Raw genomic sequence first — 19,832 nt, 5'->3', positions numbered from 1 at the left:
CGGGCGCGGCGCGGAGCCTGGCCGGGAGGACGCGGCGGCCGGCCCCGCGTGGCCCGCCACCGGGCGGCGGCCGGGAGGACGCGAGAGGGGCGGCGGCCGACGGCCGCCGCCCCTCCCCGCCTCCTACATGCGGGAGACGTTCCGCTCGTAGACCAGGCGCAGACCGATCAGGGTCAGCCACGGCTCGTGCTCGTCGATCTCCTTGGCGTCGGCCAGGACCATCGGGGCCAGACCGCCCGTCGCGATCACCGTGACGTCCGAGGGGTCGCCGTCGCGGCCCACCAGCTCGCGCTTCATCCGGGACACCACGCCGTCGACCTGGCCCGCGTAGCCGTAGACGATGCCCGACTGCATCGCCTCGACGGTGTTCTTCCCGATCACGCTGCGCGGCCGGGCCAGCTCGATCTTGCGGAGCATCGCGCCCCGGACGCCGAGCGCCTCGACCGAGATCTCGATGCCCGGCGCGATGGCGCCGCCCGCGTACTCGCCGCGCGCCGTGATCGCGTCGTAGGTGGTCGCCGTGCCGAAGTCGACCACGATCGCCGGGCCGCCGTAGAGCTCGACGGCGCCGACGGCGTTGATGATCCGGTCCGCGCCGACCTCCTTGGGGTTGTCCGTGAGGATCGGGACGCCGGTCTTCACGCCCGGCTCCACCAGGACGGCGGGCACGTCGCCGTAGTAGCGACGCGTCACCTCACGCAGCTCGTGCAGCACCGAGGGGACGGTCGCGCAGATCGAGATGCCCTCGATGCCGTCGCCGAGCTCCATCCCGAGCAGCGGGTGCATGCCCATCAGGCCCTGCAGCAGGACCGCCATCTCGTCGGCCGTGCGGCTCGGATCCGTCGAGATCCGCCAGTGCTCGACGATCTCCTCGCCGTCGAACAGGCCGAGGACGGTGTGCGTGTTGCCGACGTCGATGGTGAGGAGCATCAGACAGCCGCCTCGGAGGCGTCCCGCAGGTCGAGGCCGATGTCGAGGATCGGGGACGAGTGGGTGAGCCCGCCCACCGCGAGGTAGTCCACGCCGGTCGCCGCATAGGCCGCCGCGTTCTCCAGCGTGAGGCGGCCGGAGGACTCCAGGGCGGCACGACCCGCGACCAGCGCGACGGCCTCCTCGGTCTCCAGCGGGGTGAAGTTGTCCAGCAGGATCAGGTCGGCGCCGGCGTCCAGGACCTCGCGGACCTGGTGCAGGGTGTCGACCTCGACCTCGATCGGCAGCTCGGGGAACAGCTCGCGCACGGCCTTGAACGCCTCGGCGACGCCGCCGGCGGCCACCACGTGGTTGTCCTTGACCAGGGCGGCGTCGGAGAGCGACATGCGGTGGTTGACGCCGCCGCCGCAGCGCACGGCGTACTTCTCCAGGGCGCGCAGGCCCGGGGTGGTCTTGCGGGTGTCGCGGACCCGGGCCCTGGTGCCCTCCAGGACGTCCGCCCACGCGCGGGTCGCGGTGGCGATGCCGGACAGGCGGCACAGGAGGTTCAGCGCGCTGCGCTCGCCGGTGAGCAGGTCGCGGGTGCGGGTGGTGACCGAGAGCAGCTTCTGGCCCGCCTCGACCCGCTCGCCGTCCTCCACGTGCCGCTCGACCTCGAAGGTCTCCGTGCAGACGATGGACAGGATCGCCTCGGCGACCCGCAGGCCGGCCACGACGCCCGCCTCGCGCGCGGTGAAGTCGGCGGTGGCCACGGCGTCCTCGGGCACGGTCGCGACGGTGGTCACGTCCACCCCGCCGTCGAGGTCCTCCTCGATCGCCAGGTGAGCGATGTCCTCGACCTGCACGGGGTCGAGGCCGGCGTCGGCGAGCAGCTGGGCGAGGGCCGGGTCGAGGCCGCACTCGTACACCTCGTCGTCGGCGCAGCCGCAGCCGTCACCGCAGCCGCCGGCGTCCGCCGAGGCCGTGCCCGGGGCACCGATCTGGATCAGGGGCACGTCCACGGGCTGCGGGCGGGCTTCTTCGGGCGTGCTGGGCGTGCTCACGGTTTACAGCTCCCTGGGGGCGTCGTCGGCGGTGGGGGGAAAGTCATGGGTCTCGGTGGTGCGGAGGTCCAGCGTCCGGTCCGGTTCGAGGCGCACGACCAGGTGGCGGCGCCAGGCCGCGTCGTCCCGCTCCGGGTGGTCCTCGCGCCAGTGGCAGCCACGGGTCTCCTCGCGTCGACGGGCCGCGGCGACCAGCACCCGGGCGACGCACAGCAGGTTGGTCGTCTCCCAGGACTCGACGCCCGGCTCGGACGCCTTGTGCTCGTCGTGCTCCCCGGTGGCCGCGGCGACCGCCTCGGCGTGCAGCGCGTCCAGGCCCTCGGCCGCGGTCGCCAGGCTCTCGGCGGACCGCAGCACCCCGGCGCCGTGCGTCATGATCCGCTGGATCCTGATGCGGGCGCCCGGGTCGGGCAGCGGGAGGGTCACCGGCGAGGGGTGCGGCGCCGGGACGCCCGCGGTCCGCGCCGCCAGGGCCGTGACCTCGTCGGCGATGCGCTCGGCGAAGACCAGCCCCTCCAGGAGCGAGTTCGAGGCGAGCCGGTTGGCCCCGTGGACGCCCGTGCAGGCGACCTCGCCGCACGCGTACAGGCCCGGGACGGTGGTGCGGCCCCGCAGGTCGGTGCGCACGCCGCCGGAGGCGTAGTGGGCCGCTGGGGCGACCGGGATGGGCTCGGAGACGGGGTCGATGCCGTGGGCGCGGCAGGCGGCCAGGATCGTGGGGAAGCGGTTCTCCCACATCTCGGCGCCGAAGTGGCGGGCGTCGAGGTACATGTGCTCGGCGCCCTGCTCCTGCATCCGGCGCATGATCGCCTTGGCGACGATGTCGCGGGGGGCGAGCTCGGCCAGCTCGTGCTGCCCGAGCATGAAGCGGACGCCGTCGGCGTCGACGAGGTGCGCGCCCTCGCCGCGTACCGCCTCGGAGACCAGCGGCTGCTGGCCCTCGGAGTCGGCGCCCAGGAAGAGCACGGTGGGGTGGAACTGGACGAACTCCAGGTCGGAGACCTCGGCGCCGGCGCGCAGCGCGAGCGCGACGCCGTCGCCGGTGGAGACGGCCGGGTTGGTGGTCGCCGAGAAGACCTGGCCCATGCCGCCGGTGGCGAGGACCACGGCCGGGGCGTGGACGGCGCCGACGCCGTCGTGCTGCCCCTCGCCCATGACGTGCAGGGTGACACCGGCGGTGCGGCCCTCGGCGTCCGTCAGGAGGTCCAGGACGAGGGCGTTCTCGATGGTGCGCACGCCGTCGGCGCGCACCGCATCGACGAGGGCCCGGGAGATCTCGGCGCCGGTGGCGTCGCCGCCCGCGTGCGCGATCCGGCGCCGGTGGTGCCCGCCCTCGCGGGTCAGCGCGATCGTGCCGTCGGCGGTCTTGTCGAAGTCGGCGCCGGTGGCGATCAGCCGGCGGACGGCGTCGGGGCCTTCGGTGACCAGGAGCCTGACCGCGTCCTCGTCGCACAGGCCGGCTCCGGCGACGAGGGTGTCCTCGAGGTGCTGCTCGGGGGTGTCGCCCTCGCCGAGCGCCGCGGCGATGCCGCCCTGGGCCCAGCGGGTGGAACCGTCGTCCAGGCGGGCCTTGGTGACGACGACCGTGCGCAGTCCGGCGGCGGTGCAGCGCAGGGCGGCGGTCAGGCCCGCGACGCCGGAGCCGACCACGACGACGTCGGCGTCGATGGACCAGCCCGGGGCGGGCGCGTGCAGCCGTATTCCGGTCACTTGGGGGCTCCGAAGGTCAGCGGGATGTTGTCGATCAGCCGCGTGGCGCCCACGCGCGCGGCGACGGCGAGGATCGCCTCGCCGTCGTGGTCCGCGCCGACGTCGGTGAAGTCGGCCGGGTCGACGAGGGCGAGGTAGTCGAGGGTCAGCGGGGGATCCGTCTTGGCCGCGTCGTCGAGGACGGCGCGGGCCGCGGCCCGTACGGCGTCGGCGCCGCCGCCCTCGGTCGCCTGGGCGACGGCGTGCGCGTCGGCCGCGGCACGCGCCTCGCCGAGCTTGGACAGCGCCTCGGCACGGGTCTCCGAGGCGGGCAGCGAGGCGGCGCGGGCGCACAGCGCCTGCTGGGCGGCGAGCCGGTCGCCGGCGGCGAACAGGGCGCGGGAGAGGGACAGGGCCGTGCGGCGCTCGGCGGCCGAGAGGTAGCGGTTGCGGCTGGACAGGGCCAGGCCGTCGGCCTCGCGGACCGTCGGGACGCCGACGATGTCGACCGGGAAGTTCAGGTCGCGGGCCATCCGGCGGATCAGGGCCAGCTGCTGGGCGTCCTTCTGGCCGAAGAAGGCCACGTCGGGGCGCGTGAGGTGGAGCAGCTTGGCGACGACGGTGAGCATCCCGTCGAAGTGACCGGGCCGGGAGGCTCCTTCGAGGCGCTCGCCCATGGGGCCCGCGGTGATCCGCACCTGCGGCTCGCCACCGGGGTAGACCTCGTCGACGGCGGGGGCGAAGACGGCGTCGGCCCCGGCCGCGCGGGCGACCTCGAGATCGGCGTCGAGGGTCCGCGGATACCGGTCGAGGTCCTCGCCGGCCCCGAACTGGAGCGGGTTGACGAAGACGGTGACGACGACGAACCCGTCGGGCCCGACGTGCTCGCGGGCCGTCCGGACGAGGGTGGCGTGCCCCTCGTGGAGGGCGCCCATGGTCATGACGACGGCACGCCGGCCGGGGCCCGGCAGCGCGTGCAGGGCCTCCGTGGTACGCACGGGAGCGAACGGCGCCGGGGCCGCGGGGGCCGGCGCGACGGCGCCCGGCGCCGGGGCCGCCGTGGGCGGGGTGGTCTTCATCGGGCTTCCCCCTCGGCGAGCACGTCCAGCAGTTCCTCGGCCAGTTCGGGCTTGAGCAGGCCGTGCGCGAGCGCCCGGTCGGCGGTGGTGCGGGCCATCGCGAGATAGCCGGAGACGGTCCCGGGGGCGTGCTTGCGCAGCTCGGCCACGTGCGCGGCGACCGTGCCGGCGTCTCCGCGGGCGACCGGGCCGGTGAGCGCCGCGTCACCCGACCGCAGGGCGTTGTCCAGGGCGGCGCCGAGGAGCGGGCCGAGCATCCGGTCGGGGGCGGAGACCCCGGCCGTGCGCAGCAGCTCCATGGACTGGGCGACCAGCGTGACCAGGTGGTTCGCGCCCAGGGCGAGGGCCGCGTGGTAGAGCGGGCGGGCCTCCTCCTCGATCCATTCCGGCTCGCCGCCCATCTCGATGACCAGGGCCTCGGCGGCCAGCCGCAGCTCCACGGGCGCGGTGACGCCGAACGAGCAGCCGGCCAGCCGCTGGATGTCGACGGAGGTCCCGGTGAAGGTCATCGCCGGATGCAGGGCCAGCGGCAGCGCGCCGGCACGGCGGGCCGGGCCCAGGACCTGCACCCCGTACCGCCCGGAGGTGTGCACCAGGAGCTGTCCTGGCCGGACGGCCCCGGTCTCGGCGAGTCCCTCGACGAGACCCGGCAGGGCGTCGTCGGGAACGGTCAGCAGGACGAGGTCGGCGCGGGCGAGCACCTGGGCGGGCGGGACGACCGGGACGTCCGGCAGCAGCGAAGCGGCCCTGCGCAGGGAGGCGTCGGACACCGCGGACACGGCGACGGGACGGTGCCCGGCCAGCTTGAGGGAGGCGGCCAGTGCCGGCCCCACCCGGCCCGCTCCCACGACTCCGACGGTGAGTCGTGCGGGTCGGTCCTCGGCTCGGGGTTCTGCTGGTTGGTTCACGCGGCTACGGCCTTCCGTTCCAGTCCGCGGTGGGTACCGGACGATTTCTGGTCATGCTACGCCAGCGTTTCGCGCGTGCTCGTGGCCTGTCCACAGGGTGTGGGCGACGGTGTGATGATCGGTTCATGGATGAGGTGGGCGAGACGGACGAGATGAACGAGCCGGAGCCGGACGAGCGTCGGCGCAGAGCCGCCGCGTGGTCCGGCGCGAGCCGCAGGCTCTGGGACACACCGGTGGAGCGGACGGTCGGCGAACGCCTGGACCAGCTGGCGGAACTCGCCCGCCGGGGGCACGCCTTCACCGATCCGCACGAACTGGTCGACACCTACGGCGGCGGTCCGGTCGCCGAGGTGGAGCGCCGGGTGGCCGAGCTCCTTGGCTTCCCCTCGGCCGTCTTCTTCCCGACCGGCACCATGGCCCAGCAGGTCGCGCTGCGCTGCTGGGCCGGCCGCACGGGCAGCGACGTGGTCGCCCTGCACCCGCTCGCCCATCCCGAGGTCCACGAGGACGGGGCGCTGGTCGCGCTCACGGGACTGCGCACCGTCCACCCCACGGGCGAGCCGCGGCTGCCCACGGCGCAGGAGGTCCGCGACCACCCGGAGCCGTTCGGCACGCTGATGCTGGAGCTGCCCCTGCGGGACGCCGGCTTCGTGCTGCCGACCTGGGACGAGCTGGTCGACGTCGTGGACGCGGCCCGCGAACGTGACGCAGTGGTGCACGTCGACGGCGCGCGTCTGTGGGAGTGCGCCCCTCACTTCGGGCGCATACTGCCCGAGATCGCGGGGCTCGCGGACAGCGTGTACGTGTCCTTCTACAAGTCCCTCGGCGGGATCTCGGGAGCCGCCCTCGCCGGCCCCGAGGACCTGGTCGAGGAGGCCCGGGTGTGGCTCCACCGCTACGGCGGCCTGGTCTTCCAGCAGTTCCCCACGGCCCTGGCCGCGCTCCACGGCCTGGCCGTGGAGCTGCCGAGGCTCCCCTCGTACGTGGCGCACGCCCGGGTGGTCGCGGACGGGCTGCGGGCGGGCTTCGAGGAGGCGGGGGTGCCGTGGTTCCGGATCCACCCCGGGACCCCGCACACCCACCAGTTCCAGGTCTGGCTCCCCTACGACCCCGAGACCCTGACGGCGGCCTCGGTCGCGCTGGCCGAGACCTCCGGCACGGTCCTGTTCCGCCGCTGGTTCTCCCCCGGCGCGGGCGGGCCGCCGGGCGTGGCGGCGACCGAGGTGACGGTGGCCGGGCCGGCGCTCGACTGGACCGGGGCCGACGTCCGCCAGGCGGTCGCGGCCTTCCTCTCCCACCTCGCCTGACCGGCTCGCGGCGCCGGGCCTCGCCCACCGGGGGCCGCCACCCGCCGGGACCGCCGGCCGGCGCACACCTCAGGCCCGGCCGGTGCCGCCCGCCCGCACCAGGCCGGTCTCGTACGCCAGGACCACGACCTGAACCCGGTCGCGCAGGTCCAGCTTGGTGAGGATCCGGCCGACGTGGGTCTTCACCGTGGCCTCCGACAGCACCAGCCGGGCCGCGATCTCCCCGTTCGACAGTCCCTGCGCGACCAGGAGCATCACCTCGCGCTCCCGGTCGGTGAGCCGGTCGATCTCCTTGTGCTCGGGGTCCTTGCCCGTCGTCGGCAGCATCGGCGAGAAACGGTCGAGCAGCCGGCGGGTGGTCGAGGGCGCCACGACCGCGTCCCCGCTGTGCACGGACCGGATCGCGCCGAGCAGCTCGGCCGGCGGCACGTCCTTCAGCATGAAGCCGCTCGCGCCCGCCTTCAGCCCGGAGAAGGCGTACTCGTCCAGGTCGAAGGTGGTCAGGATCAGCACCTTGGGGGCGTCGGGCTGCGCACAGATCCGCCGCGTCGTCTCGACCCCGTCGAGCTTCGGCATCCGGACGTCCATCAGCACCACGTCCACAGCCGTGGAGCGCAGCACGGCCAGCGCCTCCACGCCGTCGCCGGCCTCGGCCACGACCTCCATGTCCGGCTGGGCGGCGAGCACCATGCGGAAGCCGGTGCGCAGCAGCACCTGGTCGTCGACGAGCATCACGCGGATGGACATGTGGGTTCCTTAGGAGCGGCGGGTCTGGAGGGTGCCTCGTCGATCGCGTCGGGGCCGGCACGATCGTCGAGGCACCCCTTAGTGGGCGGGCTTGAGGGGGAGCAGGGCGCTGATGCGGAAGCCGCCGCCGGGACGCGGCCCCGCGTCCAGGGTGCCGCCGACCATGCCGACCCGCTCGCGCATGCCGATCAGACCGTGGCCCCGGCCGTCGGCGCCCCCGTCCTCGTACATCTCGTGGGTCGCGCCCCGCCCGTCGTCCTCGACGAGCAGCCCGAGACCGTCGTCGAAGTACACCAGGCGGACACTCGCGCCGGCGTCCGGACCGCCGTGCTTCCGGGTGTTGGTCAGCGCCTCCTGGACGATCCGGTACGCGGTGAGCTCCACGCCGCTGGGCAGCGGGCGCGGGGTCCCCTCGACCCGGAAGTCGACCGTGAGGCCCGCGCCGCGGACCGTCTCGACGAGGTCCTCGATCTGCTCGACGTCGGGCTGAGGCACGTACTCCCCCGCCTCCTGGTGCTCGCCGGTGCGCAGGATGCCGAGCAGCCGGCGCATCTCGGCCAGCGCCTGGCGGCCGGTGGAGGAGATGGTCTCCAGGGCCTGCTTGGCCTGGTCGGGCGACGCGTCCAGGACGTACGCGGCGCCGTCGGCCTGCACCACCATCACCGAGACGTTGTGGGCGACGACGTCGTGCAGTTCGCGGGCGATCCGGGCACGCTCGGCCGCGACGGCCACCTTGGCCTGCGCCTCGCGTTCCTGCTCCAGGCGCGAGGCCCGCTCCTCCAGCTGTGCGAAGTAGGCGCGGCGGGTCCGCAGGGAGTCCCCGAGGACCCAGGCGAGGACGAACGGCACGGTCATGATGACCGTGAAGAAGACGTGGGCCGCGGTGGAGTCGATCTCCTCCTGTTCCGGCCAGCGCACCTGGGAGAGCGTCGCGGCGCTCAGACCGCCCGCCAGCGCCAGCCGGGAGGCCCACCGCGGCCCGTCGTGCGCGGCGACGGTGTAGATGATCACGAGCATCGCGAAGTCGGCGAAGAACGGCATCAGCCCGAAGGCGAGCTGGGCGACGCCCAGGACGACCGTGAGCACCAGCATCTTCTCGGGCGCGCGCCGCCGCAGGGCGACGACCAGGCACAGCAGCGCGGCGACCACCCCGTACGCGGCGGGATGGTCCACCGCCGGGTAGGTCGAACCCACCCACAGCAGGGAGAACCCGAACAGGACGACGGCCCAGAAGGTGTCGACGCCCGTCGGGTGTCTGCGGATGAAGTCGTAGAGGCGCTGCACGTGACCCAGCGTAGGGAAGGCGGATAGGTGCAGGGGTCAACCGTGGGGTCGATCCTTGGCGTGAGGACCGTACTCCGCAAGGTGGAGACTGGGGCCTGTGACGGATGAGACGTGTCAGCGGCGGGAGCGCGAGGGGTGGCTGCGGTGGCGCGAGGCCATCGAGCGGTCCCTGTACGGACCGGGTGGTTTCTATCTGCGGCCCGAGGGCCCGGCCGGGCACTTCCGCACCTCCGTGCACGCCTCCCCGCTCTTCGCCCGGGCCGTCGCCCGGCTGCTGACGGAGGTGGCCGGGGAGCTGGGGACGGACGAGGTCGCGCTGGTCGACCTGGGGGCCGGGCGCGGGGAGCTGCTGACGGGGGTGCTGGCCGCGGCGCCGCCCGGGCTCACGGTGCGGCCGTACGGCGTGGAGCGCGCCGCCCGGCCCGACGGCCTCGACCCGCGCGTGGTGTGGACGGACCGGGTGCCCCGCGGGGTGCGGGGGCTGCTCTTCGCCAACGAGTGGCTCGACAACGTGCCGGTGGACGTCGCGCAGGTCGACGCGTCGGGAACCGTCCGCTACGTGGAGGTGCGGGAGGACGGCACGGAACGGCCGGGCGACCCCGTGACGGGCCCGGACGCAGGGTGGCTGGAGCGGTGGTGGCCGCTGCGGGAGCCGGGCGAGCGCGCGGAGATCGGACGGCCCCGGGACGAGGCGTGGGCGGACGCGGTGGACGCGCTGGCGGCGGGGACGGCGGTGGCGGTGGACTACGGGCACCTGCGGGCGGCCCGGCCGCCCTTCGGGACGCTGACGGGCTTCCGGGCCGGGCGCGAGGTGGCCCCGGTGCCGGACGGGTCCTGCGATCTGACGGCGCACGTGGCGATGGACGCGTGCGCCGCGGCCGGCGGAGAGCTGCGCACCCAGCGGGAGGCGCTGGGACGGCTGGGGGTGGCCGGCGGCCGGCCGCCGCTGGCCCTGGCGTCGAGCGACCCCGCCGCCTACGTGCGGGCGCTCGCCGCGGCGGGCGAGGCGGCCGAGCTCACCTCCCGGGGCGGCCTCGGGGACTTCCTGTGGCTGACCCGGAGCGTCCCGGCCGGGCCGGACCGGGCCGTCTGAGGGGACCGGGGCCGGCGGACCGTCCACGGCCCGGGCCGCGGACGGTGGACGCCCCCGACGGCGGCCGTCCGGTGCAGGGATACTGTCCCCATGACGGAGACGACGGTCGGAATCGGCGGGGCGGCGGAGAGCACCGACATGGTGCTGAACATCGGGCCGCAACATCCCTCGACCCATGGTGTGCTCCGCCTCCGGCTCGTCCTGGACGGCGAGGTCATCCGGCAGGCCGAGCCCGTGATCGGCTACATGCACCGCGGCGCCGAGAAGCTCTTCGAGGCGCGCGACTACCGCCAGATCGTCATGCTCGCCAACCGCCACGACTGGCTGTCGGCCTTCTCCAACGAGCTCGGTGTCGTCATGGCCGTCGAGCGGATGCTCGGCATGGAGGTCCCCGAGCGCGCCGTGTGGACCCGCACGCTGCTCGCCGAGCTGAACCGGGTGCTGAACCACCTGATGTTCCTCGGCTCGTACCCCCTGGAGCTGGGCGGCATCACCCCGGTCTTCCACGCCTTCCGGGAACGCGAGGAGCTCCAGGCCGTGATGGAGGAGGTCTCCGGCGGCCGGATGCACTACATGTTCAACCGGGTCGGCGGCCTCAAGGAGGACCTGCCGGCCGGCTGGCTCGGCCGGGCCCGGCTGGCCGTCGCCGACGTCCGTTCGCGGATGGACGTGTACGACAAGCTCGTCCTCGGCAACGAGATCTTCCGCGGCCGCACCCGGAACGTCGGCGTGCTCCGGCGGGAGGCCGCCCACGCCTACGGCGTCTCCGGGCCCATCGCCCGCGCCTCCGGCGTCGACTTCGACCTGCGCCGCGACGAGCCCTACCTGGCCTACGGGGAGCTCCAGGACACCCTGCGGGTCGTCACCCGCGAGGAGGGCGACTGCCTCGCCCGCTTCGAGTGCCTGCTGGAGCAGACCCACAACTCCCTGGACCTCGCGGACGCCTGCCTCGACCGGATGGCGGAGCTCGCGCCGGGGCCGATCAACCAGCGGCTGCCGAAGGTCCTCAAGGCGCCCGAGGGCCACACCTACGCCTGGACGGAGAACCCGCTCGGCGTCAACGGCTACTACCTGGTGTCCAAGGGCGAGAAGACGCCGTACCGGCTCAAGCTGCGCTCGGCGTCGTTCAACAACATCCAGGCGCTGACCGAACTGCTGCCCGGCACGCTGGTCGCCGACATGGTGGCGATCCTCGGCTCGCTGTTCTTCGTGGTCGGGGACATCGACAAGTAGGTCCCGTCCGGGCGCGGGGCGCGGGGGGCGGGGGGCGGGGCGCCCCGTACGGCGCGGGCGTCAGCCGTGCCGCATGACGACGAAGGGCCGCGGGTCCTTCTCCGGCAGCCTCCGCTCGACCACGCGCCAGCCCCAGCGGACGTAGCGGTCGCGCAGTTCCGGCACGTCGAGGGTCATCAGCAGGCGCGGCGCGGGCGCCCGGTCCAGCAGGGCGTCGTGCAGCGCGCGGCCCAGACCGCGGCCCTGGTGGGCGGGTGCGACGACGAGTTCGGCGAGTTCGAAGGTGTCGTCCGCGCCGGACAGGGCGTGGTCGGACCAGCCGGCCGCGAAGCCGGCGAGCGTGCCCCCGGCGCCCTCCGCGCCGGGCGCGGCGGCGGGAGGCGTCCCGTCGGGCGCCCCCGCCCGCGCCGGGAGGGTGCCGCCGTCGAACGCCGCGACGCAGCGGAAGCCCTGCCCTCCGGTCCGGCCGAGGAGCCGTTCCACGGTCCGCAGGGCCCCCGACGGAGGCTCGTGCCACGGTGCGCCGCAGAAGGCCCGCGCGCACAGGGCGATCAGCTCGTCCCGCAGCCCGTGCGCCTCGGCGGCGCCCAGGGCGGCGGTCCGCAGGCTCACGAGTTGACCGCTCCTCGCAGCTCCACCACGTCGATCTGCTCGGTCTCGTCGTGCGCGGTCAGGTCGATGACATGACCGATGGCCCGCTTCTCGGGCGTGCGGGGGGCGGCGTCGGCGAGGACCTCCTCGCCGACCACGTCCGCGAGGTCGGTGTCCTGGACCGCCTCGATCGCGGCCGTCGCCTTCTGCATGCCGAAGAAGTCGAAGCCGCCCTCGGGGCGCGGGGCGGGCCGGCGGGCGGCGTAGGGGACGATGGCCGCCGCGGCCGGGATCGCCCGTACGGGAGGTACGGCGGCGATCGACGGACGAGCGTGCCGCTCGGTCCCGGCGACCGCCGCGTGCTTCCCCTGCGGCTCCTCCGTCTCCCGGGCGCGCTCCGCCAGATCGCGGCTGCGGGCCGCCTCCGCGGTGCGGCGGGCCTGCTGGGCGGCGGCGTTGCGCGAGAGGCTGCGCAGGGCCTCGGCGGCCTGGCGGTAGGCGGCCGGCGTCGGCGTGGACCCGGCGGCCGGCAGCTCCTTCGCGGGGGAGGACGCCTCCAGGGCGAGCTGACGGCGGCCTTCCAGGGCGCTGGCCCGCTCCGTCTCCGCGGTGGCGTACCGGCGCAGCAGCTCGGCGTGCTCGCCGCGCAGCCCGGCGAGCTCGACCCGCTTGGCGCGCAGCTTCTTGTCGAGCCGGGCGCGCAGTTCGCGCGACTCCTCGATGTCGGACTCGAGCTCGGCTATCCGCTCCTCGGTCTTCCACTCGTCCGCGGTCCGCGCCCGGATCAGCTCGGCGACCTGCCGGCCGGCGCCCCGGTCCCAGCTGCGCATCATGACGGCGCCGGTGACCGCGGCGGCCGCCGCTGCCGCGACGAGCAGCCGCAGCGCCACCGGATCCGCGAGCAGCCAGGCGCCCGCGGCACACACGGCCGCAGCCCCGGCTACCGCGGAGGGCGGCAGAAGCTTGTGCAGAGGAGGTGAATGGCGGTGGCGTCCACGTGGCATGGCCTGAAATTTACCGTGCGTAGGCGCCGTGTGGGGGGTCGGCCCGGCAATCTCTTGGCCACTTCTCGCCGTCGGCCCCGAACCCACCCGGGACCGGACCGACTCCCCCTGCCGGCACGCTACTTCCCGATCAGCCCCTTCGACTCCAGATAGGCCTTCGCGACGTCCTCCGGCTTCGCCCGCTCCGCGTCCACCTTGCGGTTGAGTTCGGCGAGATCAGCCGTCGTCAGCACCTTGGTGATCTTGTCCAGCGCGGCGGCTATCTCCGGAGATCCGGCATCCTTCGCATTCACGACCGGCAGCACGTTGTCGGCGTTCTGGAGCTTCTTGTCGTCGGCCAGGAAGACGAGCCCGAAGCTCTCGACCGTCGCGTCCGTCGTGGTGGTCAGCACCAGCTGGTCCACCCCGTCCTTGACCGCCTGCTTCGACTGCGGCGTCCCCACACCCTTGGGGTCGATCCCGGCGACGTCGATCCCGTAGACCTTCTTCAGACCCGGCGCGCAGAAAGGCCGGATCTCGCATTCGTCACCCGCCGCGATCCTGACCTTCAGCTTCGCCCGGCCGAGATCCGAAAGCGTCGTCAACTTGTTCTTCTCGGCGAATTCCTTCGACACCGCGAAGGCGTTCTGATCGACCGCCTCCCCGACCGCCAGCACCTTCAATCCACGCGGCTCGGCGAGCTTCTTCAGCTCCGCCACCGTGGCAGCCGCGTCACCCGAGGCGACCGGCTTCTCCTCGGGCGCCTTCGCACCGTTCACCTTGGCATTGAGGAATTCCGCGATCGTCGCCGCGTATTCCGGGACGACGTCGATCTCGCCCTTCTCCAACGACGGCTCGTACAGCTCACGGTTCTTCACCGTCGTGATGCTCGCCGCGTACCCGGCGTCGCCCAGCACCTGCGCGTACAGCTCCGCCAGCACCTTCGACTCGGTGAACGCCGCCGCCCCGACGACCAGCGACCCCTTCTTCCCCGAGCCGCCCGTGCTCCCGCCGGAACCGCCCGCCTTGCCCTTCTCCAGGCTGTCGCCGCCGCATGCGGCCAGCGAGACGGTCAGCGCCGCCACGCCCAGTACCGCACCCGCGATGCGCGAGGTCCTGCTCACGAGATCACCCATTCCATTCGGTTCGTCCATCGGTCCGTCGTCACGGCGTCCTGCGGCCGAGCAGTCGGTCAGCCCCCACCAGCACCGCCTCCACCAGGAGGGCAAGCACGGCCACGAGCAGCGCGCCCGCGACCACCTGAGGCGTGTCGTACGTGTTGAACCCGGCGGTGATGATCCGGCCCAGGCCGCCCTGGCCGACCATCGCCGCGATCGTCGCCGTGGCGACCACCTGCACCGCCGCCGACCGCAGCCCCGTCATCAGCAGCGGACGGGCCAGCGGCAGCTCCACCCGCAGGAACAGCTGCCCACCCGACATCCCCATCCCCCGCGCGGCCTCCACCACCGCCCGGTCCACCTCCCGGACCCCCACATAGGCGTGGGTCAGCAGGGGCGGCACCGCGAACAGCACCAGCGCGATCACCGTCGGGACATAGCCCGCGTTGCGCAACGGCGACACCATGAACAGCGCCAGCACCGCGAAGACCGGGACCGCCCGCCCCGCGTTGGAGACGTTGATCGCGACCGTGCCGCCCCGGCCCAGATGGCCGAGGAACAACCCGAGCGGCAACGCCACCGCACAGGCCAGCGCCAACGACACCCCGCTCACGTACACGTGCTCGCCGAGCCGGTGCCACACCCCGCCCTCACCGGACCAGTTGGCCCCGGTGACCAGCCACTCCCAGGCACCCGTCACGATCCCCATGTCACCCCGCCCCCCGCCCGGCACGTATCCGCGTCCACGGCGTCAGCAGCCGCTGGACCCCCAGCAACAGCAGATCCGCGACCACCGCAAGCACCACGCACAGCACCGAGGCGGCCAGCACCTGCGCCTTGAAGAACGTCGGCAGCGCGTCCTCGATCAGATTGCCGAGCCCGCCACGCCCCACGATCGACCCGACGGTCGTCAAGGCGATCGTGGACACCGTCGCCATCCGCAGACCCGCCATCAACGCCGGCAGCGCGAGCGGGAGTTCGACCTCCCACAGCATCCGGCCCGCGCCGTACCCCATACCCCGCGCGGCCTCCCGCGCCTCCGCAGGCACCGCCTCGAGACCGGCCAGGATGTTCCGCACGAGGATCGTCAGCGAATACAGCACGAGACCGGTCACCACCAGCGCCGCCGACAACCCGAAGAACGGCAGCAGCAGCGAGAACATCGCCAGCGACGGAATCGTGTAGAGCAGCGTCGTCAGACCCAGCACCGGCCCCGCCCACCGCGGACGCGCCCGGGCCAGCAGCGCCAGCGGGAAGGCGACCACCAACCCGATCACCACGGACACGACGGTGATTCCCACATGCTGGAGCGTCGCCTCGGTCAACTCCCCACTGCGGGTGCGCAGATACTCCCCGCAGATCCAGTCGTTCGTCACCAGGCAGTTCGCCGCAGCCATGAGCCCTCCCCCCGCCGCCCGCAGTCCGAACGTACGTCTGACCCGACCCTAGCCCTCGTCACCGACAATCACCGAGGACCGCCACAATGCGGCAACACGCCCTTCACACGCCCCCGGCCGGAAGGGGACAGAATGGTGAACCATGATCCGGTTCGAGCACGTCACCAAGCGCTACGCGGACGGCACCACCGCAGTCGACGACCTCTCCTTCGAGGTCGCCGAAGGCGAACTGGTCACGCTCGTCGGCCCGTCCGGCTGCGGCAAGACCACCACCATGAAGATGGTCAACCGGCTCATCGAACCCACCTCGGGCCGCATACTCCTCGACGGCCAGGACATATCCGCCGCCGACCCCGTCCGACTCCGCCGCCGCATCGGCTACGTCATCCAGCAGGTCGGCCTCTTCCCCCACAAGACGGTCCTCGACAACACCGCGACCGTCCCCCACCTCCTCGGCGCCCCCCGGGCCGAAGCCCGCGCCCGCGCCGCCGAACTCCTCGAACTCGTCGGCCTCGACCCGAGGAAGTACGGCCCCCGCTACCCCGAACAACTCTCCGGCGGCCAGCGCCAGCGCGTCGGCGTCGCCCGCGCCCTGGCCGCCGACCCGCCCGTCCTCCTCATGGACGAACCCTTCGGCGCCGTCGACCCCGTCGTCCGCGAACACCTCCAGAACGAGTTCCTGCGCCTGCAGTCCCAGGTCCGCAAGACCGTCCTCCTCGTCACCCACGACCTGGAGGAAGCCGTCCGCCTCGGCGACCGCATCGCCGTCTACGGCCACGGCACCATCGAACAGTTCGACACCCCCGCCACCGTCCTCGGCGCCCCCGCCACCCCCTACGTCGCCGACTTCGTCGGCGCCGACCGCGGCCTCAAGAGACTCTCCGTCACCACCCTCCGCCGCGACGACCTCGAAGAAGCCCCCACCCTGCGCCCGGGCCCCACCGCCGGCACCCCCGACGCCCCCTGGGGAGTCGTCCTCGACACCGACGGCCGGCCCACCGGCCGCTTCCACGCCGACGACCCCGGCCGCACCCACCCCGCGCCCCCGCCCGTCCCGCTCGGCGCCTCCCTCAAGGACGCCCTCGCCGCCCTCCTCCAGGACGACACCGGCTGGCTCCCCGTCACCGACCCCGCCGACGGCGGACGGTACGCCGGCGTCCTCACCCCCGCCGCCGTCCACCGCGCCCTGCGCCGCGCCCGCCCCGGCACGACCGACGACCGGCCCGCCCCCACCGACGGACCCGCCGCGACGGACACCACCGGAGACACCCTCAGTTCGCGCTGAGCCGCCCGCTCATCCACACCAGACCCGGCGGGATCTCCCGGTTCCACGTGTTGAAGTTGTGGCCCCCGCTCTCCAGCGTGATCGAGGAGACCCGCGCCGGACTCCGCACCTTCGCGATGAACTCCCGCGTCCCCTTCAGGTTCCCCTCACCCTGCTTCGACGTCGTCACCAGGAACGACGACCGCCCCTGCTTCACGTGATCCAGACTCCACAGCAGATCGGCCCGCCGGCGCGCCGCCGCGTCCCCATGGAACAGATCACCCGTCGTCACGTCCTCCGCCGCCCGGTAGTACGCCGAGAAACCCGCACCCGCAGCGAACCGGTCCGGATGGTGCAACGCGATCTTCAACGCGCAGTACCCACCGGTCGAGTTCCCCATGAACCCCCAGTTCCGCGGCTTCGTCCCCACCCGGTACGTCTCCGACACCGCCTTCGGCAGATCCTCCGCGAAGAACGTCTCCGTCTGCGGCCCACCCGGCACGTCCACACACTCCGTGTCCCGCGGCGGCGCCACCGTCGGACGCAGCATCACCAACACCATCGGCTGCATCCGCCCCTCCTTCACCTGCTGGAAGGCCGTCCGCGGATACCGCAACCCCTTCAACAGGTTCTCCGCCGTACCCGGATACCCCGTCAGCACCACCGCGGCCGGGAACGTGCTCCGCGCGTACCGCGGCTGGAAGTACTCCGGCGGCAGATACACGTACGCGGGAGAGTCGATCCTCGACTTCTCACCCGCTATCACCACCTTCTGTATCTGCCCGCCCACCGACGGCCGGTCCCCACCCGGAACGTCCACCGGCTGCGTCCCCAGAACCTTGACGTCCCTGGAACCGGCCGAGTGATCCACGACCACACCCAGATCCTGCTCCTGCCCGAACAGATCCGCCCACGAGCCGTAGAACAGGAACGAATTGTTCGCCGCCAGACCGACCGAGGCGAACAACGCCACCTGCGTCGCGACCAGCAGACCGACCCTCCCCAGCACCGCCCGCCCCCCGCCACCGGCCAGCCGCGGCCACAGCCACACCGTGGCGGCGAACAGCGCGACGGCCAGCACGACCGCAAGCGCCAGGACAACGTTGCTGGTGAGACCCATGAGTCCTTCGAGCTTCTTCCGTGAGAATTTCCCGTGCGTGAATGAACCCACCGCCCCACCGCGCCGTCCTAGAAGGCGCAATGCCCTCCGGCAGGCCCGCCGCACGACCGCCCGGCCCGCCGGATCCAAGAATCCTCGCGAAGCCACGGGAAGCACGGGAAGCGATGTCTGTCACGGTAGATGGGGACAAATCAGGATCGGTTCCGGTTCGCGTACGCCGGATTCTCCGCGGACCACGCCCCGAGAAGGTCCCCACCCTCGTCGGAACGGCCTGCACGCTCATCGGCCTCATCGACATCGCCGCAGGCGTCTTCCCACGCTTCCGCGCCAGCCGCATGCACGCCGTCGCCGAAGTCCTCCCCGGCACCCTCGGCCCCCTCTCCGCCGCACTCTCCCTCAGCGCCGGAGTCCTCCTCCTCCTCCTCGCCCACGGCCTCAAACGACACAAGCGCCGCGCCTGGCGAGCCGCCGTCGTCCTCCTCCCCCTCGGCGCCGCCGCCCAGTTCGTCTGGCGCCACTCCGTCCTCGGCGCCCTCCTCTCCCTCACACTCCTCGCACTCCTGCTGCGCCACCGGAGCGAATTCGCCGCCCTCCCCGACCCCCGAAGCCGCTGGCGCGCCCTCGCCAACTTCGTCCTCATGGGAGCCGGCTCCCTCGCCCTCGGCCTCGTCATCGTCAGCGCCCACCCCCGCCGCATCATCGGCAACCCCAGCCTCACCGACCGCCTCGAACACGTCCTCTACGGACTCCTCGGCATCGAAGGCCCCATCGGCTACACCGGCGACGTCGACTGGACCGTCGGCTACTCCCTCGGCGCCCTCGGCATGCTCACCGCCCTCACCACCATCTACCTGACCTTCCGCCCCGAGCACCCCGCCGCCCGCCTCACCGAACACGACGAGACCCGCCTCCGCGCCCTCCTCGACAAACACGGCGCCCGCGACTCCCTCGGCCACTTCGCCCTCCGCCGCGACAAGGGCGTCGTCTTCTCCCCCAGCGGCAAAGCCGCCGTCTGCTACCGCGTCGTCTCCGGCGTCATGCTCGCCAGCGGCGACCCCATCGGCGACGTCGAAGCCTGGCCCGGCGCCATCGAACGCTTCATGGACGAAGCCAAAGCCCACTCCTGGACCCCCGCCGTCATGGGCTGCTCCGAGACCGGCGGCGAAGTCTGGACCCGCGAGACCGGCCTCGACGCCCTCGAACTCGGCGACGAAGCCATCGTCGACGTCCCCGACTTCTCCCTCACCGGCCGCGCCATGCGCAACGTCCGCCAGATGGTCAAGCGCATCGAACGCAACGGCTACACCACCAAAGTCCGCCGCGTCCGCGACCTCACCGACAGCGAACTCGCACACATCCGGCAAGCCGCAGCCGACTGGCGCGGCACCGACACCGAACGCGGCTTCTCCATGGCCCTCGGCCGCATCGGCGACCCCGGCGACGGAGACGCCGTCATAGCCACCGCCCACAAGACCGACCCCGACCAGCCCACCGACCCCCACTCCCCCTACGGCGACCTCAAAGCCGTCATCCACTTCGTCCCCTGGGGCACCGACGGCATGTCGCTCGAACTCATGCGCCGCGACCGCAGCGCCGACCCCGGCATGAACGAGCTCCTCATCGTCGCCGCCCTCCAGGAATCCCCCCGCCTCGGCATCACCCGCGTCTCCCTCAACTTCGCCATGTTCCGCTCCGCCCTCGCCCGCGGCGAGAAGATCGGCGCCGGCCCGGTCCTCCGCCTCTGGCGCGGACTCCTCGTCTTCCTCTCCCGCTGGTTCCAGATCGAGTCCCTCTACAAGTTCAACGCCAAATTCCGCCCCCGCTGGGAACCCCGCTTCGTCGTCTACCGCAAAAGCGGCGACCTCCCCCGCATCGGCCTCGCCGCCATGCAGGCCGAAGGCTTCGTGAACCTCCGCATCCCCCGCCCCTTCACCCGCCGCACCACCCCCACCGCCCGCCCCTGCCCCCACATCGTCGGCTCCCCCACCGGCCACGAAGCCCGCGCCGCCTGAACGACAGGAAGCCGCACGACACCACGAGCCCGGC

18 protein-coding genes are annotated in these 19,832 nt (G+C 73.2%); 5 read left to right on the top strand and 13 right to left on the bottom strand.

Annotated features, from left to right (window positions below):
• Nucleotides 1–123: 123 nt before the first annotated feature.
• The 5 genes from ACE1OA_RS19260 to ACE1OA_RS19240 are packed head-to-tail and all read right to left on the bottom strand — an operon-like array spanning nucleotide 124 to nucleotide 5,649.
• Nucleotides 124–930 (bottom strand): type III pantothenate kinase, encoded by an 807-nt coding sequence (locus tag ACE1OA_RS19260; protein WP_147979053.1) that lies wholly within the window; start codon nucleotides 928–930, stop codon nucleotides 124–126.
• Complete coding sequence (gene nadC, locus ACE1OA_RS19255; RefSeq protein WP_356776350.1) at nucleotides 930–1,973, bottom strand: carboxylating nicotinate-nucleotide diphosphorylase; 1,044 nt, start codon at nucleotides 1,971–1,973, stop codon at nucleotides 930–932. The genes ACE1OA_RS19260 and nadC overlap by 1 nt, the downstream gene beginning before the upstream one ends.
• A 3-nt stretch (nucleotides 1,974–1,976) precedes the next feature.
• The gene (locus tag ACE1OA_RS19250; protein ID WP_356603786.1) at nucleotides 1,977–3,683 is read right to left on the bottom strand and encodes an L-aspartate oxidase; all 1,707 of its coding nucleotides are present in this window, start codon (nucleotides 3,681–3,683) and stop codon (nucleotides 1,977–1,979) included.
• A complete protein-coding gene (gene panC / locus ACE1OA_RS19245; protein WP_356603784.1) occupies nucleotides 3,680–4,741 on the bottom strand; it encodes a pantoate--beta-alanine ligase in 1,062 nt (353 codons plus the stop codon). Before panC ends, ACE1OA_RS19250 begins: the two co-directional genes overlap by 4 nt.
• A complete protein-coding gene (locus ACE1OA_RS19240; RefSeq protein WP_386539978.1) occupies nucleotides 4,738–5,649 on the bottom strand; it encodes a Rossmann-like and DUF2520 domain-containing protein in 912 nt (303 codons plus the stop codon). The genes panC and ACE1OA_RS19240 overlap by 4 nt, the downstream gene beginning before the upstream one ends.
• Before the next feature lie 125 nt (nucleotides 5,650–5,774).
• On the opposite strand from ACE1OA_RS19240, the gene ACE1OA_RS19235 reads away from it, so the two are divergent.
• Entirely contained in the window at nucleotides 5,775–6,956 is a 1,182-nt protein-coding gene (locus tag ACE1OA_RS19235) for a threonine aldolase family protein (protein ID WP_432753123.1), read from the top strand.
• Between the two features lie 69 nt (nucleotides 6,957–7,025).
• On the opposite strand, the gene ACE1OA_RS19230 is transcribed toward ACE1OA_RS19235, so the two are convergent.
• Together ACE1OA_RS19230 and ACE1OA_RS19225 are read right to left on the bottom strand one after the other, a co-directional pair.
• The gene (locus ACE1OA_RS19230; protein WP_356603778.1) at nucleotides 7,026–7,703 is read right to left on the bottom strand and encodes a response regulator transcription factor; all 678 of its coding nucleotides are present in this window, start codon (nucleotides 7,701–7,703) and stop codon (nucleotides 7,026–7,028) included.
• Between the two features lie 78 nt (nucleotides 7,704–7,781).
• Entirely contained in the window at nucleotides 7,782–8,987 is a 1,206-nt protein-coding gene (locus ACE1OA_RS19225) for a sensor histidine kinase (RefSeq protein WP_356603776.1), read from the bottom strand.
• Nucleotides 8,988–9,084: 97 nt separating this feature from the next.
• Here ACE1OA_RS19225 and ACE1OA_RS19220 point away from each other — a divergent pair, with 97 nt between their 5' ends.
• Both ACE1OA_RS19220 and ACE1OA_RS19215 read left to right on the top strand, forming a co-directional pair.
• Nucleotides 9,085–10,080, top strand: coding sequence for an SAM-dependent methyltransferase (locus tag ACE1OA_RS19220; RefSeq protein ID WP_356603774.1), 996 nt, complete (start codon nucleotides 9,085–9,087; stop codon nucleotides 10,078–10,080).
• Between the two features lie 90 nt (nucleotides 10,081–10,170).
• Entirely contained in the window at nucleotides 10,171–11,313 is a 1,143-nt protein-coding gene (locus ACE1OA_RS19215) for an NADH-quinone oxidoreductase subunit D (protein ID WP_356603772.1), read from the top strand.
• 60 nt (nucleotides 11,314–11,373) lie between these two features.
• Here ACE1OA_RS19215 and ACE1OA_RS19210 read toward each other — a convergent pair whose 3' ends face one another.
• The 5 genes from ACE1OA_RS19210 to ACE1OA_RS19190 all read right to left on the bottom strand — a co-directional run bounded on the left by ACE1OA_RS19210 (nucleotide 11,374) and on the right by ACE1OA_RS19190 (nucleotide 15,402).
• Nucleotides 11,374–11,925, bottom strand: coding sequence for a GNAT family N-acetyltransferase (locus tag ACE1OA_RS19210; protein WP_432753122.1), 552 nt, complete (start codon nucleotides 11,923–11,925; stop codon nucleotides 11,374–11,376).
• Nucleotides 11,922–12,908, bottom strand: a complete 987-nt coding sequence (locus ACE1OA_RS19205; RefSeq protein WP_356603768.1) for a hypothetical protein — start codon at nucleotides 12,906–12,908, stop codon at nucleotides 11,922–11,924. The genes ACE1OA_RS19210 and ACE1OA_RS19205 overlap by 4 nt, the downstream gene beginning before the upstream one ends.
• Nucleotides 12,909–13,027: 119 nt before the next feature.
• A complete protein-coding gene (locus ACE1OA_RS19200; RefSeq protein ID WP_384868743.1) occupies nucleotides 13,028–14,023 on the bottom strand; it encodes an ABC transporter substrate-binding protein in 996 nt (331 codons plus the stop codon).
• Nucleotides 14,024–14,051: 28 nt separating this feature from the next.
• Nucleotides 14,052–14,714, bottom strand: coding sequence for an ABC transporter permease (locus ACE1OA_RS19195; RefSeq protein ID WP_356603764.1), 663 nt, complete (start codon nucleotides 14,712–14,714; stop codon nucleotides 14,052–14,054).
• Between the two features lies 1 nt (nucleotide 14,715).
• Complete coding sequence (locus ACE1OA_RS19190; protein ID WP_356603762.1) at nucleotides 14,716–15,402, bottom strand: ABC transporter permease; 687 nt, start codon at nucleotides 15,400–15,402, stop codon at nucleotides 14,716–14,718.
• Nucleotides 15,403–15,544: 142 nt separating this feature from the next.
• Between ACE1OA_RS19190 and ACE1OA_RS19185 the strand changes: the two genes are divergently transcribed.
• Nucleotides 15,545–16,687: an ABC transporter ATP-binding protein gene (locus tag ACE1OA_RS19185; protein WP_432753121.1), complete on the top strand. Its 1,143-nt coding sequence runs from the start codon at nucleotides 15,545–15,547 to the stop codon at nucleotides 16,685–16,687.
• Here ACE1OA_RS19185 and ACE1OA_RS19180 read toward each other — a convergent pair.
• Entirely contained in the window at nucleotides 16,674–17,786 is a 1,113-nt protein-coding gene (locus ACE1OA_RS19180) for an alpha/beta hydrolase (RefSeq protein ID WP_356603758.1), read from the bottom strand. The two genes, ACE1OA_RS19185 and ACE1OA_RS19180, sit on opposite strands and share 14 nt — an antisense overlap.
• 164 nt (nucleotides 17,787–17,950) lie before the next feature.
• On the opposite strand from ACE1OA_RS19180, the gene ACE1OA_RS19175 reads away from it, so the two are divergent.
• On the top strand, nucleotides 17,951–19,798 hold the full coding sequence (locus ACE1OA_RS19175; RefSeq protein ID WP_356603756.1) for a phosphatidylglycerol lysyltransferase domain-containing protein: 1,848 nt from the start codon (nucleotides 17,951–17,953) through the stop codon (nucleotides 19,796–19,798).
• Nucleotides 19,799–19,832: the final 34 nt, after the last annotated feature.

Origin of the sequence: Streptomyces sp. JL2001, from assembly GCF_050917515.1 — a bacterium.
Classification (GTDB): domain Bacteria; phylum Actinomycetota; class Actinomycetes; order Streptomycetales; family Streptomycetaceae; genus Streptomyces.
Note: the sequence above shows the minus strand (reverse complement) of the source record. Positions and strands in the feature narration are given on the sequence as shown.